Source organism: Thermoflexus hugenholtzii (assembly GCF_018771565.1).
In the GTDB taxonomy this organism is placed as follows: Bacteria; Chloroflexota; Anaerolineae; order Thermoflexales; family Thermoflexaceae; genus Thermoflexus; species Thermoflexus hugenholtzii_A.
In genome coordinates, this window is record NZ_CP076326.1 from 3,213,531 (window position 1) to 3,227,943 (window position 14,413).

At 69.3% G+C, this 14,413-nt stretch carries 10 protein-coding genes and 1 riboswitch; of the genes, 7 read left to right on the forward strand and 3 right to left on the reverse strand.

Annotated features, from left to right (window positions below; all coding sequences use genetic code 11):
• Positions 1–35: 35 nt before the first annotated feature.
• Positions 36–1,445 (forward strand): AmmeMemoRadiSam system protein B, encoded by a 1,410-nt coding sequence (amrB, locus tag KNN16_RS14575; protein ID WP_303897808.1) that lies wholly within the window; start codon positions 36–38, stop codon positions 1,443–1,445.
• A 116-nt stretch (positions 1,446–1,561) separates the two neighbouring features.
• On the opposite strand, the gene KNN16_RS14580 is transcribed toward amrB, so the two are convergent.
• On the reverse strand, positions 1,562–1,798 hold the full coding sequence (locus KNN16_RS14580; RefSeq protein ID WP_303897810.1) for a hypothetical protein: 237 nt from the start codon (positions 1,796–1,798) through the stop codon (positions 1,562–1,564).
• 255 nt (positions 1,799–2,053) lie between these two features.
• On the opposite strand from KNN16_RS14580, the gene KNN16_RS14585 reads away from it, so the two are divergent.
• The 3 genes from KNN16_RS14585 to KNN16_RS14595 all read left to right on the forward strand — a co-directional run bounded on the left by KNN16_RS14585 (position 2,054) and on the right by KNN16_RS14595 (position 5,357).
• The gene (locus KNN16_RS14585) at positions 2,054–3,424 is read left to right on the forward strand and encodes a S8 family peptidase (RefSeq protein WP_303897812.1); all 1,371 of its coding nucleotides are present in this window, start codon (positions 2,054–2,056) and stop codon (positions 3,422–3,424) included.
• Positions 3,425–3,734: 310 nt separating this feature from the next.
• Positions 3,735–4,313, forward strand: a complete 579-nt coding sequence (locus KNN16_RS14590; RefSeq protein ID WP_303897813.1) for a GNAT family N-acetyltransferase — start codon at positions 3,735–3,737, stop codon at positions 4,311–4,313.
• A gap of 123 nt (positions 4,314–4,436) precedes the next feature.
• On the forward strand, positions 4,437–5,357 hold the full coding sequence (locus tag KNN16_RS14595; protein ID WP_303897814.1) for an isoaspartyl peptidase/L-asparaginase family protein: 921 nt from the start codon (positions 4,437–4,439) through the stop codon (positions 5,355–5,357).
• A gap of 13 nt (positions 5,358–5,370) precedes the next feature.
• Here KNN16_RS14595 and KNN16_RS14600 read toward each other — a convergent pair whose 3' ends face one another.
• Entirely contained in the window at positions 5,371–5,787 is a 417-nt protein-coding gene (locus KNN16_RS14600) for a hypothetical protein (protein ID WP_303897817.1), read from the reverse strand.
• A gap of 96 nt (positions 5,788–5,883) precedes the next feature.
• On the opposite strand from KNN16_RS14600, the gene KNN16_RS14605 reads away from it, so the two are divergent.
• The 3 genes from KNN16_RS14605 to KNN16_RS14615 all read left to right on the forward strand — a co-directional run bounded on the left by KNN16_RS14605 (position 5,884) and on the right by KNN16_RS14615 (position 10,569).
• Positions 5,884–6,681: a TlyA family RNA methyltransferase gene (locus KNN16_RS14605; protein ID WP_299283575.1), complete on the forward strand. Its 798-nt coding sequence runs from the start codon at positions 5,884–5,886 to the stop codon at positions 6,679–6,681.
• A gap of 274 nt (positions 6,682–6,955) precedes the next feature.
• A riboswitch (SAM riboswitch) is annotated at positions 6,956–7,109 on the forward strand.
• Positions 7,110–7,321: 212 nt separating this feature from the next.
• Positions 7,322–8,512 (forward strand): methionine adenosyltransferase, encoded by a 1,191-nt coding sequence (locus KNN16_RS14610; protein WP_299283573.1) that lies wholly within the window; start codon positions 7,322–7,324, stop codon positions 8,510–8,512.
• 113 nt (positions 8,513–8,625) lie between these two features.
• A complete protein-coding gene (locus KNN16_RS14615) occupies positions 8,626–10,569 on the forward strand; it encodes a glycosyltransferase family 39 protein (protein WP_303897819.1) in 1,944 nt (647 codons plus the stop codon).
• A gap of 25 nt (positions 10,570–10,594) precedes the next feature.
• On the opposite strand, the gene KNN16_RS14620 is transcribed toward KNN16_RS14615, so the two are convergent.
• Complete coding sequence (locus KNN16_RS14620; RefSeq protein ID WP_303897820.1) at positions 10,595–14,242, reverse strand: HEAT repeat domain-containing protein; 3,648 nt, start codon at positions 14,240–14,242, stop codon at positions 10,595–10,597.
• Positions 14,243–14,413: the final 171 nt, after the last annotated feature.

Sequence of the window (14,413 nt, forward strand, 5' to 3'; positions counted from 1 at the left end):
GGGCGCTCGCCCGTTCACAGGGAAAGGAGCCTGGGATGGCGTATCGGACCACGCTTGTCCGGGAGCCTGCGGTGGCCGGCGCCTTCTACCCGGCAGACCCGGGGGCGCTGCAGGAGATGGTGGATCGCCTGCTCGCGGAGGCGCCCCGCTACGAGACCGAGCCGGCCGCCCTGATCGTCCCCCACGCCGGCTACATCTACTCGGGCCATGTGGCCGCGTGGGGGTTCCGGCAGCTGGAGGGCCGTCCTTACGACGCGGTGGTGGTGCTGGGCACCAACCACGTCGAGCCTTTCTTCCACGAAATCTCCGTATGGGCGCGGGGGGCGTGGCGGACCCCTCTGGGGGAGATCCCCATCGATGAGGAGCTGGCTGACGCCCTGCTCGCCGCAGGCCCGCCGCTGCGCTTCGTCCCCGAGGTCCACCTGGAGGAGCATTCCATCGAGGTGGAGCTTCCCTTCCTGCAGCGGCTGTTCCCCGGGTTGCGCTTCGTCCCGGTGATGATCGGGGAGCCTTCCCCGGAGAACATCGAGGCCCTCGCGGAGGCCCTGGCCCGGGCCCTGGCCGGCCGGCGGGCCATTGTCATCGCCAGCAGCGACCTCTCCCACTACCCGCGGGATGAGCACGCCCGTCAGGTGGACCTCAGCGCCATCGGCGCCATCCTCTCCCTGGATGAGGAGCTGCTTCGCCACACCATCGCGGAGTGGATGGCCCGTCGGATCCCGGGGCTGGCGACGCTGATGTGCGGCGAGGGGCCCGTGCGCACGGCCATGGCCTACGCCCGGCGCACCGGCGCGGTCCACACGACCCTGCTCCGCTACGCCAACTCCAGCGACGTCCCCTACGGGCGCAAGGACCATGTGGTGGGCTACGCGGCCATCCGCTTCGCCCGGGAGCCGGACCCGCCCCTCGGGGCGGAGGACCGCCGCACCCTTCTGGAGATCGCCCGGGAGGCGGTGACCCACGCGGTGCAGGGGCGGCCCCTGCCGGAGCTGTCGGTTTCGTCCCCCGCCTTGCAATTGCCCCGCGCCTGTTTCGTGACCCTGACCCGGGGCGGCCACCTGCGGGGATGCCGGGGGGAGGTCTGGCCGCGCTCGGATCTCGCCCACGCCGTGCAGCGGGTGGCGGTGCTCTCCGCCCTTGACGATCCCCGCTTCCCTCCTGTGACCGAGGAGGAGTTGCCCCATCTGGAATATGAGATCAGCGTCCTCTCCCCGCTGCGGCCGGTGGCCGACCCTGAGGAGATCGTGATCGGGCGGGACGGCCTCTTCATCCTGGCGGGGGGCCGCACGGGGTTGCTGCTCCCCCAGGTCCCGGTGGAGCAGGGATGGGATCGGGAGGCCTTCCTGCGGGCCATCTGCCTCAAAGCGGGCCTTCCGGAGGACGCCTGGCGATGGCCGGAAGCCCGCCTCTTCCGCTTCGAGGCGGAGGTGTTTGGGGAATCGTAGGAAGCGCGCTGCGGAGAGGGGGCGTGTCGATCCGGTCTTCTATGGAGCCGGGCGACCGACCCTCCCTTGATTTCCACCTCCCCCGCGGCGCGCTCCCATCGGAGGACATCGTCCGTTCACCGGGCACGGCCATACACCTTTGCGGCCAGCTCGGCTCCCAGCAGCATCTCGGCCAGCATCCGGCGCACCTCTTCGGGCGTGGCCTGCGGATGGCGCTGTCGGATGCCGCTGATGGTCAGCGTGCGGACGGTCTCGTTGAGGCTATCCACGATCGCGAATTTCTTCCACGGCGGCATGCGTCGGATCCATTCGATTTGAAGGGCCCGGATCTTCGGATGGGTGTCCGAGAACATCCGGCCTCCTGAGGCGATCCGGCTTGCCTCGCACGAGTTGCGCTCTGCCCTTTGCGGGATGGCCGAGGATCGGAGGTCCGAAGTCCGCCGAATCCCCGAACATCCGCCGCTGCCCCGAAACCCATTTTCTCCTCAAACCCTCTTTTGACTCGCGCGCAGATGCCGCCGGTTCGGGGAGTCCGCCTCGGATCTAAAATTGCACATATCGACATGAGGTCTAAAATTGCGCACGACACCAGGGGAGGGAGGTGCACGATGCGACGGTCCAGACGGCTCGTCCTGGTGCTGGCCTGGGTCCTGGGAGGGCTGCCGGTCGCGAGACCATGGCCGGGCGCATCCGGCACCTCCGCCGCGCCGGCGTGTTTCCTCCCGCTGGAGGATGGCCGTTGTCTTCCCCCACCGACCCCGGCCGATTCCGCCCCGCCGCCTGCGGCGGATGCGCAAACGGCTCCGGCCTCCCGCGGTCCCGGCGTTCTGGTGAAGCGTAAAGCGAACGTCCCGCCGGGCGCCTTCCGGGCGGGCCTGGCCGCGGCCGGCTTCCCCGGTGCCGAGGCCCTGGCCGTCCCCCGCTGGTGGCGCATCCCGGTGCCGCCGGGGGAGGACCCCGAGGCCCTGGCGGCGCGGCTCCGCCAGCGCCCCGATGTCGAAACCGCCGAGGTCGATCGCCCGGTCCGCATCGCCTTCACGCCCAATGATCCTTACTATGGCCTTGATCAGTGGAACCTCCCGAAGATCCGCGCCCCCCAGGCCTGGGACGTGGTGACCGGGACCACCGGGGTCTGGATCGCCATCGTGGACACGGGGGTGGATTACACCCATCCGGATCTCGCCTCCTCCCGGTTGTGGTTGGGGTGGGATTTCGCCAACAATGACAGCGATCCCATGGATGACCATGGTCATGGCACTCACGTGGCGGGGATTGCCGGGGCGAACACGAACAACAACCAGGGCGTCGCCGGGGTCTGCTGGGGGTGCGGCCTGCTTGCAGTGAAGGTGCTGGATGCAGACGGGTGGGGTCTGGTGTCCTGGGTGGCGAATGGGATCCGGTATGCCGCCGATTGGGGGGCGGCTTTCGGAAAGCGCACAGTCATCAACCTGAGCCTGGGGAGCCTCTATCCCAGCAGCGTCGTCGCCGACGCCGTCGCCTACGCCCAGGGCAAGGGCGCCCTGATCGTGGCGGCGGCGGGGAACGATGGCATCAATGAGCTGTTCTATCCGGCGGCCTATCCTGGGGTGATCGGGGTGGCCGCCACGGATTCCTCGGATCAGCGTGCGTCTTTCTCTAACTCTGGATCCCACGTGGACATCGCCGCGCCCGGGGTGATTATCTTTTCCACGGAGTGGGGCTGGTATCACTATGAAAGCGGCACCTCCATGGCCGCGCCCCATGTGGCCGGGGTGGCGGGGCTGGTGTGGACTGTCTGGTGTCGGGCACCTGCCACAATGATCTTGGATATCCTTCTCTCCACTGCGCGTGATCTGGGGGATCCCGGGTGGGATCCGTTCTATGGGTATGGTCGGGTGGATGCGGAGGCGGCAATCCGGTGGCGGCCTGCTGTGCCCTCCTTGCCTCCGCCCGGGCCTTATCGACAGTTCCTCCCCCTGATCGCCAGCTCCTGTCCCTGACGATACTTTCCATACCAGCCCTTAAACTCCCTGCCCCTGCTATGCCGCGGCCGGCTCACATTGTTCACAGTGGTGCGGAGACCATCCGAATGGTCGGTGAAGGGGCAAGCGCTCGCCTGCAGTGGGTGCGGGTTCAAGCTGGCGGCCGGAGCCCTTCCTGGACTATCATAAAGAGGTCGGTGGATGGATTTGCCAGGCAGGTTCCCGCGGCGAAGTGCTCGGGGAGCCAACGCTCAGGCAGCGCACCATGGCAACGACAGGTGTCCCCGAACACATAGCTCTCCACCATTTAAATCCGGGAGGAAATCCCGTGCAACCGGTGATCGTCAGGCCTCTAACCACTGAAACCTTCTCTGACTTTCTGGACCTCTTCGACGATCCGGCAACTTTCTCCCATCGACCGGAATGGGCAGGTTGCTACTGCTTCTACTACTACTTTTCGGGCGCACGGACGGAGTGGGAGCACCGCTCCCCTGATGCCAACCGGACGGCTATAGCCCAGGCCGTCCAGGACGGAGTGGCACGGGGGATCCTGGCCTATGTCGGTGGCCGTCCGGTCGGGTGGTGCAACGCGGCGCCCCGCCGATCCTTTCCTTTACTTAGCCAGTTACCGTGGTTGATCACCTCAGATAGCGGCGACGTCGGTGCCATCGTTTGCTTTATTGTTCATCCTCACTACCGGCGTTGCGGTGTGGCGACGGCTCTTCTGAACGCGGCATGTGCGCTCTTGGCGGAGCTGGGTATGCGCTGGGCCGAAGGGTATCCCGCTGTTGCGCCGCAATCCGACGCGGAGGCCTATCACGGCACCTTGAACATGTTCCGCAGGGCTGGTTTCACGGTGGTGGCGGAGGCAGGCCGTTACGCAGTGGTGCGGCGTTCGCTTCCCTGAAGGCCTGGCTGGCTCCTGCCAGTTCCCGTTCCAGCCGTAGTGGGAGCTCGAGCCAGCGGGCGCGGTGACAGCAACAGGCTTCAACGCATCTAAAACAGAAATCCCGCTCTTCGAGCCCTTCCGATGCCGCGACCGATCCTCATCGTTCACGGAGGCGCGGGGACCATCCCGGAGGAGCGCCACGCGGCGGCGGTGGAGGGATGCCGCCGGGCGGCGCAGGCGGGATGGTCGATCCTGGAGGCCGGCGGCTCCGCCCTGGACGCGGTGGAGGCCGCCGTGCGGACGCTGGAGGAGGACCCCACTTTCAACGCCGGACGGGGCAGTGTGCGCACCCGGGCGGGCACCGTGGAGATGGACGCCCTGATCATGGAAGGGACCACCCTGCGCGCCGGGGCCGTGGCGGCCGTCCGTCGGGTCTGCCACCCCATCGTCCTGGCCCGGGCGGTGATGGAGCGCACCCCCCATGTCCTCCTCGTGGGCCCGGCGGCTGAGGCCCTGGCGGAGTTGCTGGGGCTGCCCATGGCCGATGACGCCGAGCTCGCTGCCCCTCGGGACGCTGTGGGCGGGGCGCTGCTCCGGGCGGACGGACCCGTGGATCTCCGGGAGGTCCTGGCGCGGGCCCTGTCCGAGCCGATGGACACCGTCGGGGCAGCAGCCATGGATGCCGCTGGCCGCCTCGCCGCCGCGGTCTCCACCGGCGGCATGTCGAACAAATGGCCGGGCCGGGTGGGGGATTCGGCCCTCATCGGCTGCGGCGCTTACGCCGACGATCACAGCGGAGCGGCGGTGGCCACCGGGTGGGGGGAGACCCTGATGCGGGTGGTGATCGCCAAAACGGCCTGCGACTTCATGGCCCTGGGGCTCTCCGCCTCGGGCGCCGTGACCGCCGCCATCCGCCTGCTGGAGGAGCGGGTGAATGGGCGGGGCGGGCTGATCGCCATCGACCGGGAGGGCCGCATCGGCATCGCCCACAACACGCCTCATATGAGCTGGGCGTGGACCGACGGACGTGTTCTGGAGGCCGGGATCCGCGCGCCGGAGTGAGTGCGGGGCTTGGTCACCGGCGAGTCCGGAGCCGCTCGAGCTCGAGGCTGAGCCGCAGGGCGACCCCGCTGAGGACCCCGGTGAGGTGCGCGGCCAGGTAGGGGGAGATGTCCAGCTCCCGCCCCAGGATCCGGGTTTGATAGAAATAGGGGACCCAGGCCAGCACGCCCAGATAGATCAGAACCCGGCTGAGCCAGCGCCGCCGCCAACCATGCCGCGCCTCGCCGGAACGTCCTTCCATTGCCGCCGCCCGGGCCCGCAGCCGCCACCCGCCCAGCACGCCCGCGAGATGCGCCGCCAGGAAGGGGAGGATCGGCCAGTCCTCCCCCGCTGCGGTCGCTGTGAGGAAGGGAACCCAGACCAGCACGCCCAGGAGGATCAGCCCGTTGCCCAGCCACCGCCATCCCTCCGGGCGGAGAGGGAAACCCATGAAACCTCCGCCATAGAAGAGATTTCTGCGCTTTCATGTTGCCCGGAGAAGTTGTGGGGGGCAAGACGCGCGGATCCGGTTTAGGGGAAGAGGGCGATGGGTCGGGTTCGTCTGGATCTTCTGCTGGTGGAGCGAGGGCTGGCGGAGAGCCGGGAGCGGGCGCAGCGCCTGATCCGCGCCGGCCGGGTCCGGGTGGGGGATCGGGTGGTGGACAAGCCCGGGGCCCTGGTGCCGCCGGACGCGCCGGTGCGGATCATCGAGCCTTTCCCTTACGTGAGCCGCGGCGGCCTGAAGCTGGCCGCCGCCCTGGCCCGCTTCCCGGTCCCCGTGCGGGGGGCGGTGTGCGCCGATGTGGGCGCTTCCACGGGGGGCTTCACCGATTGCCTGCTCCAGCACGGGGCCGTTCGGGTCTACGCCATCGATGTGGGCTACGGCCTGCTGGACATGCGGCTGCGCCAGGATCCGCGGGTGATCGTGATGGAACGGACCAACGCCCGTTATCTCACGGAACTGCCGGAGCCCGTGCATCTGGTGACCATGGATGTCTCCTTCATCTCGGTCCGGCTGATCCTTCCCAATGCTCATCGCTGGCTGGTCCCGGAGGGCCACGCCATCGTGCTGGTCAAGCCTCAGTTTGAGGCCGGGCGCGCTGAGGTCAAACGGGGCGTGGTGCGCGACCGCGCGGTCCACGAACGGGTGTTGCGGACGCTGATCGAGTGGAGCCGGGCGCATGGCTGGTGGCCCCGGGGGCTGATCCCCTCGCCGCTGCTGGGGCCGGCGGGCAACGTGGAGTTCCTCCTCTGGCTGCAGAAGGGAGAGGGGCCGACGGATGTCGAAAGCCTTCTCCGCGAGGCTTTCGCCGAACTGGAGGCCCATCCCCCAACCCGGGAGTAGTGGCGGCATCCATCGTGCGGACACCGGAAAGCCCCGGGGCGGCTCCTGGCGCCGGAGGATGGGTTCCGGATATGTATGCCGGCCGGTGAAGGTGACCCGCCGGGTCGTCCTCACCCGATTCGCTCGGAAAGCCCGGCATGGCGGGATGGCGGGAAGAATCCTGGGGTTCGGACGGTTGACATTTCCTTTTACTGTGGTAAGATAAACGCAAAAGGGATGATGGCGTCGTGGAAAGCGACGACGCCTCATCCCGGGACAACTGAATAGAGCGTGGCACTCATCGAGAGAGGCGGAGGGACCCGGCCCGACGAAGCCTCGGCAACCTCCCGTGGAGCATCAGGGCCGACCGGGGAGCACGCCGCCCCCCGGCGGAGCGCTCCCGGGGATGGTGCCAAATCCGGCAGACGGTTCGGTCTGGGAGATGAGGTGGCCCGCAGCGGCGATGTGCCTCTTCTTCCCAGAAGAGGCTTTTGTTTTGCCCCGCCCCTCCTCCCGGCGGGGTGTTTTTATGTTCACACCCCGTCGGGGGAAGCGGGGGCCGTGCGGTGCGGCGAGCGGCGAACAGGCGGAGGAAGGCCCCTCGGGCACCTTCCTCCGTGGGATCCAGGCACCCTGAACCCGTTATGAAAGGAGGACCCGGATGCGGAACATCGTGGTTTCCGAAGCCGGCGGCCCTTACATCGAGGACCTTCCGGTGGAGATCGTGGAGCGGAAGGGCATCGGGCACCCGGACAGCCTGTGCGATGGGATTGCCGAGCGCATCAGCCGGGAATACACCCGCTGGTGCGAGGAGCACCTGGGCGGCGCGTTGCACCACAACTTTGACAAGGTCCAGCTGGTCGCCGGAGAGGTCTCGGTGCGCTTCGGCGGCGGAGAGCTGCTGAAACCCATCCGCATCCAGATCGCCGGCCGGGGCACCCCCTACTACAACGGCCAGGCGATCCCGATGGAGACCATCGCCATCGAGGCCGCCCGGGCCTATCTGCGGGAGACCATGCGCTACCTGGATCCGGTGAAGCATGTGATCATCGACTGCTTCGCCGGGCGCGGCGCCAGCGAGCTGATCGACATCGTCCATCAGGTGACCGCCAACGACACCAGTTTCGGCGTCGCCCACTGGCCCCGCAGCGGCCTGGAGGAGGCGGTCTACCAGGCCGCCCAGTATCTCAACTACGAGCTGATCAACCAGTTCCCCATCGGCGAGGACGTCAAGGTCATGGGGCTGCGCCAGGGGAACCAGGTCATCCTGACCGTGGCCGTCCCCTTCATCGCCACCCGGGTGCACGATGCGGCGGAGTATGAAGAAGCCAAGCGGGGGGTGCAGGAGGCGCTGCAGCGCTTCGTCTCCAGCCTCCCCGCCCTGGAGGGACGAACGGTCCGGGTTGACGTCAACACCGCCGATCACGCCAAGCGGGGGGATTTCTACCTGACCCTGACCGGGACCAGCGCCGAGATGGGCGACGATGGCGCCGTCGGCCGGGGGAACCGCATCACCGGCCTGATCACCCCCTTCCGCTCCTCCAGCCTGGAGGCCGCCGCGGGCAAGAACCCCATCTCCCACGTCGGGAAGGTCTACAACGTGCTGGCCCTGGAGATCGCCCGGGACATCGTCGCCCGTCTGCCGGAGATCCGGGAAGCCACCGTGTATCTGCTCTCCCAGATCGGCAAGCCGCTGGATCAGCCGCTGATCGCCAACGCCGCCGTCCGGGTCCGCTCCGGCCCGCTCACCCCGGGGATCCAGGAGGCCGTGCGGGCGATCGTGGATGAACACCTCTCCAACATCCACCAGGTCCGCCGTAAGATCATCGCCGGCGAGGTCTCCCTGTTCTGAGCCTTCGTGCTCGGAGAACGGGCGCCTTCAAGGGCTGAGCGGGCGCACCGATGCCCCGCTCAGCCCTTTGGAGGAATCCTCCGCGCGATTCCTGGCTGTGTGGAGCTTGCGGGATGCCCCGACGAACCCGGATGCGATGGCTGGCAGCGGTCGCCCTGCTCTGGCTCGCCGCTCTGCTCCGCTGGCTGGACCTGCCTCACATCCCCTATGGGCTCTGGTATGACGAAGCGTATTACGGGCTGGATGCGCTGCGGGTGCTGCAGGGGGAGGTGCGGATCTTTTTCCCGGAGAACAACGGCCGCGAGCCCCTGTTCGTCTATCTGGTGGCCGGCGCCATCGCCATCCTGGGGCCCACCCCTTACGCGCTGCGGCTCACCGCCAGCATGATCGGCCTGCTCGCGGTGGCCGCGACCTTCCGGATGGCGTGGACGATCTCCCGGCGCTGGGAGGTGGGCGCCCTGAGCGGGGCGCTGATGGCTTTTCTGCTCTGGCCCCTGAACCTCAGCCGGGTGGGGTTCCGGGCCGGCCTGTTCCCCATGGCCGCCGCCCTCACCCTTTGGGCCTTCACCCGCGCCGCCCGCAGCGGCCGGGAGCGGGATTGGGCGCGGGCGGGATGGATCTGGGGACTGGGGTTCTACACTTACCTGGCCGCCCGCATGACGGTTCTCCCCATCGCCCTGGGGCTGCTGCTCGGTCGCTGGCGGGCGCCGGATCGCTTCCGGGTTCGGGCCGTCGGGGCCTTCCTGGGATGCGCGCTGCTCACCGCCTCGCCGCTGATCGCCTATTTCCTCACGCACCCGGCGGAGTTCACCCTCCGCGGGGAGCAGACGGCGGCCTTCCAGGGCGGGCGCCCCTGGCTGGGGGTGGCCAAGGAACAGGCGCTGCGGGTAGGCGGGATGTTTTTCTGGCAAGGCGACTCGATTCCGCGCCACAACACCGAGAGCCGCCCGGTCTTCGATCCCCTCCTAACTGTCGTTTTCCTGGTCGGTGGGATCCAGGCCCTCCGCCAGGCGCCCTTCACGGCCCTTTGGGGGGGAGCGATGCTGTTGCCCACGTTCCTGGCTGCGGAAGCCCCCCATTACCTGCGGGCCAGCGGAGCGCTGCCGGTGGTGGTCTTCTGGGCCGCCCTCGGCCTGTGGACCCTCGCGGAGGCGGCGGCCCGCTGGGCCCGCACGCCCTGGGCGGCGGCCCTCCTCCTCGGGGGCGGGCTCGGCCTCAGCTTCCCCTGGCACGCCGTCGCTTACTTCCATCCGGGATGGTGGGCCCAGGCCCAGGTGCGCGGGGCCTTCTCCCTGGATTCGTGGGAGGTGGCCCAGGAGATCCGCGCCTTCCGGCGCGCGGAGCCCTCTGGCACCGTGGTGCTCTCGGAGCGCCTCTGGGCCGGGCGGGCGGAGATGCGCTACCTCCTCTGGGGGGAATCCGGCGTGCGGATCCGGCGGCTGACGGAGGATCCTCCCGATCCGCCCCCGGCTCCGGCGATGGTCATCGGCTGGCAATATGAGGAAGTCCCACTCCTGCGGCGGTGGCTTCCTCCGGGCGCGCTGCTTTCGGTGCGGGCGCCGCCCCCGTGGCCGGGAGAGAGCGTCCCCCGCTACCGGGTGATGCGGGCGGAGCCGCCCGATCGGATGCGCTCGAATCTGCGCGCGGTCTTCGAGGACGGGATCGCGTTGCAGGGAGGGATGGCGGTGCGGGCGGGACGGGTCCTCACGGTGACGCTGGACTGGGAGGCGGTTGGACAGCCCTCCCGGGATTATAGCGTCTTCGTCCACGTCTATCGGGAGGCGGAGGCGCTCCGGTGGCCGCCGGCCATCCCACCGCAGGCCCAGCGCGATGGCGGGATCGCGGAGGGCGCCTACAACACGGGGGTCTGGCGACCCGGCGACCGCATCCGGGAGGTTCGGGTCATCCCGCTCCCGGAGACGCTCCTTCAGGGGCCGTTAAGGGTCTGGGTGGGCCTTTACCGGTGGGAGGACGGCGCGCGCCTCCCACTTCGGGGAGGCGGCGAGGCGGTCGCCGTTCCGGTGGAGGAGGCCGGGCGCTCTGCCCGGTCCCCATAACCGTTCCGCAACGCCTCGTCCGCGGTTAACCCGCCGATCGGCCTTCTCCTTCGGGCGGCCGGAGATGCCCTTCCTCAGGGGCGGAACGGGAGAGGGTCTCCCGGAGCAGCAACCGCACCCGAGCCCGTTGGGCGATCTCCATCACAGTGAGGAAAACCGCGTTGGGCATCTCCGAGGCCGGCAGCGCCCGGATCAGCGCCTGCACGGTGTCGGGATCGTTCCCCACTCGACGCAGCGCCTCCAGAGCGCGCCCCTGGATATAGGGCGGCATCTCGGGGTCCAGGGCCAGGGTCAGCAGGGTCTCCTCGAACTCCGGCCCGGCGCAGGTGACCAGGGCATCCGCGGCCGCCCGCCGCAACGGCATCGGGGTCTCTGGATTCCGAACCAGGATCCAGAAGGTCGGGAAGGCCTCCGGCCCGCCGTGGCGCTCCAGGGTCCGGAGGATCCCCTGGCGGACGGGGAGATCCAGGGCGCTCTCCAGAAGCAGCCGGGCCAGGGGGGCGATCAGGGTGGGATCCCACAGGTTCCCCAGGCTTTCCGCCAGGGCCTGGCGGATCGCCGGATCGATCCGGACGTCCGGGAGCATGGCGAGGATCTCCGGGGCTGCCGGGCGATGATGGAGTGTGGCGAGGGTCAGGGCGATGGCCCCCCGCACGTGCGGATCGATCCGCTCGTCGCGCGCCAGCCACATCAGCTCCTCGCCGATCTCCGCCGCGCCCAGGACGCCGAGGGTTTCGGCGATGGCCTGCCGCACCGAGGAGGGGATTCGCTCATCGGGCAACAGCTGGATCAGCGAACGCACCACCTCGCGCGCCCGGAGCGTCCCCAGGGCGTCGGCGATGGCCCGGCGAGCGGTCACCGGGAGGTTCTCCGCGCGCAGCAGGGGGATCAGCTCGGGGGCCACGGAGGGATCGCGGATCAACCCGATGGCCAGGGCCGCCCGGGCCTGGATAAAGGGATCTTCAGTGGGATCGCGCAGCCGTTCCAGGAGGGCCGGGATGGCGGCGGACGCGCGCATCGCACCCAGGGCCAGGGCGATCCGCTCGCGGATTGTGGAATCGGCGTGGCGGTCTCGCAGGACCTCCAGCAGCTGGGGGACCACACGGAGGGCCCCGATGGCGGCCAGGGCGTCCGGCACCAGCGCCCGCAGGGAGGGATGGGCCTGAGGGTCCTGAAGGATCCGCAGCAGCAGGGGGACTGCGCGGGCCTCCTTCAGCCGGCCCAGGGCGATGATCGCCTGCCGTTGCAACAGCAGGCGGGCGAACTCCTCCTGCTCCGCGCCGGCCAGGCCGAGCCGGCGGCCCAGGCGTTCGAGCCACGGCCGGAAGGGGCTGCCTGAGCGGAGGATCCACGTGCTCACCCGTGCCCGAAGGCGGTGGCGGGGGCCTTCCCGGAGCAGGCCTATCAGCCACGGGCCGAGCTCCCGGAAGCCGGCCTCGGCCAGGCCGTTCACGATCGCCGCCCGGAGGCTCACCTCCAGGTTTGGATCCTCCGCCAGGGTCAGCAAGGTCTCCAGATGCGAGGCCTCAGCGAGAGCCGTCGCCGTCTCGATCATTCGGCGCCGGAGCTCCAGCGGCAGGTCAGGATCCCGGATCAGGGGCACCAGCTCCTCCACGACGCGGCTATCGCCCAGGGTGCGCAGCGCATCCAGAAGGGTCTCGCGGACGATGGGGTTCAGCCAGGGAAGGCCCAGGTGCTCGACCAGGGCTGGGCCCAGGGATCGATCGCCGATGCGAGCGATGGCCATCACCACCTTGCGCCGCAGCTCCACCCCCAGGCTCTCATCCCCGATGAGATCCAGGAGGTCCCGAGCGATGGCGGGATCCCCCAGATGCCCGAGGTGTTCGGCGATCTGCTCTCGAATCGGAAGCGGAATGCGATCGTCCCGCAGGGCCAGGGCCAGGAGCCCAACGGCGCGGGGGCCCTGCTCCCGGGCGATGGCTTCCACAATGGCCGCGCGGGCGCTGAAGGGCAGATCCGGACGGCGGAGCTGATCCGCCAGCCACTCCAGCTGGCCCGGGATGCCGGCCAGGATGGAGGCAGCCTCCTGTTGCAGGAACGAATAGGGGGCCTCCGTCAGCAACGTCCGCAGGCGCCCCACGATCGCGTCCCGGATCTCCGTCTGAAGGTGCGGAGCCTCCATGAGGCATCGGCCGGCCAGCCGGGTTCGGGTGTAGAAGAAGTCGTCCTCCGGCTCCAGAAGCTCCGTCAAGAGCCGCCGCGCGGCCGCAGGCTCGCTCAGGCCGGCGAGCATCACCAGCGCCTCCTGCCATTCCGGCTCCTCGGCCTGCTGCAGCAGCTGGGCCTGCCGCGAGGGATCCACCAGGGCGGATTGGGCGATCAGGGCCGAGGCGAAGGCCGGATGCCGGAAGGCGATGGTGGACCCGGGGGTGATCAGCCCGCAGCGCTCCCGCAGCCAGGAGAGGGCGGCATGGACCTGGGCCGTCTCCAAGCGGGGATCCTGACGCAAGAGATCCGATAGATCTTCTTCGATGAATCCGATAGGGAAGGAGGAGCGGCGCAGCCAGCGCATCGCCCAGGCCAGATGTTCCAGGGCCGTCCGTTTGAGGGAGGCCGGGAGATCCTCCTCCGGGGGGAGAGCCTGAGGGCGGTCCATCAGGATCGGGACGAGCTGGGCGTAGAGGGCGGAGCGACGCGCAGGCAGGCCCCCGCTCTGGACGGCGAGGGCGAGAAGCCCACTCAGGAATCCGGGCTGGCGGGCCAGCTCCCAGCGCTCCGCATTCTCCCGCAGCGCCGACAGCAACGCCTGGGGATCTGGAAGGGCAGGCCCTTTGCGGCGGCCCAGGGCCGCCTGCCAGCGCTCGATCAGCGTCTGGATCTGGGGATCCGACCAGGGGGCGAGGTCGAAGCCGTCGAAGCCCTCCAGCCGCAGGGCCGGGTTGTTCCCCGCGATCACAATGGAGCATCGCGTTCGAGCGGCCAGCTCCTCCAGCGCCTCCAGGAGGGCGGCCTCCGCGTCCGGGCGATCCGTTTGCCCCAGATCATCCACCAGCAGCGCGCACCGGCCCTGCTGTAGCCAGCGTTCCACCTGATCCGCAGGCAGGGAGAGTGCTCCCCGGCTGATCCGGTAGAGGAGCCCCGCCAGTTGCGGGCCCAGGGGGAGGTGAGGCTGGTAGTGGGCGGCCGATAAATAGAAAGGGAGTTGAGCGGTGAAGGTGGCGGCGGCGGGCACCCGGTCCGCCGGGGCCAGCGTCCGGAGCAGCGCCAGCAGGCCCTGCGGCCGTCCCCGGACGGCCTCCGACCAGCGGAGGGCCAGCATCTGCAGGAGCGTGGTCTTCCCGGATCCCGGTCCGCCCACGATCCACCAGCGGATCGCGGTGGGGACGTTGGCGGAAGAGGGCTGGCGGAGGATCAGCGGAGGGACCACGAAGACCTGCTCCAGCGGGATCGGATCGGTGAGGTGTTGCAGGGGCCCGGTGGCGTGGGGGAGGACCGGCTGGGTGCGCGCCGCGACCCGCCGGAGGCTCCCTTCCCGGAACGATCTGCCGACCCGGCGGCTCAGGAAGGCCCCGGCGCGATGGAGAAGCAACGGGATCAGCAGCGTCAGCAACGCCCCCAGGGCCGCTGCCAGAGCCAGCATCACCCACTGGATGAGGTCGGTCCGCGCCTGCAACAACAAGTGGAGCACCTCTGTCCCCTGCCTGCCGACCATCGTTCTCATCTCCTCGAGATCTTCTCAGGATATGGCGATGCTGCGGCGATGGGCCCGCAAATTTCCTCGCGTTGGGCAAGACGGACGCGCTCCGGAAGCCCGCTTGAACCCCTGGCTGTTACGGAAACCGCTGTCCGGTCTTCCATGGATATGGTTTAATCCTCCAGACTG

Excerpts from the sequence above, each read along its gene's own strand:
- KNN16_RS14605 (WP_299283575.1), top strand. The coding sequence starts at position 5,884 with ATGGGTCGGGTTCGTCTGGATCTTCTGCTGGTGGAGCGAGGGCTGGCG.
- KNN16_RS14600 (WP_303897817.1), bottom strand. The coding sequence starts at position 5,787 with ATGGGTTTCCCTCTCCGCCCGGAGGGATGGCGGTGGCTGGGCAACGGG.
- KNN16_RS14580 (WP_303897810.1), bottom strand. The coding sequence starts at position 1,798 with ATGTTCTCGGACACCCATCCGAAGATCCGGGCCCTTCAAATCGAATGG.
- KNN16_RS14610 (WP_299283573.1), top strand. The coding sequence starts at position 7,322 with ATGCGGAACATCGTGGTTTCCGAAGCCGGCGGCCCTTACATCGAGGAC.
- KNN16_RS14595 (WP_303897814.1), top strand. The coding sequence starts at position 4,437 with ATGCCGCGACCGATCCTCATCGTTCACGGAGGCGCGGGGACCATCCCG.
- KNN16_RS14615 (WP_303897819.1), top strand. The coding sequence starts at position 8,626 with ATGCCCCGACGAACCCGGATGCGATGGCTGGCAGCGGTCGCCCTGCTC.
- KNN16_RS14620 (WP_303897820.1), bottom strand. The coding sequence starts at position 14,242 with ATGGTCGGCAGGCAGGGGACAGAGGTGCTCCACTTGTTGTTGCAGGCG.
- amrB (WP_303897808.1), top strand. The coding sequence starts at position 36 with ATGGCGTATCGGACCACGCTTGTCCGGGAGCCTGCGGTGGCCGGCGCC.
- KNN16_RS14585 (WP_303897812.1), top strand. The coding sequence starts at position 2,054 with ATGCGACGGTCCAGACGGCTCGTCCTGGTGCTGGCCTGGGTCCTGGGA.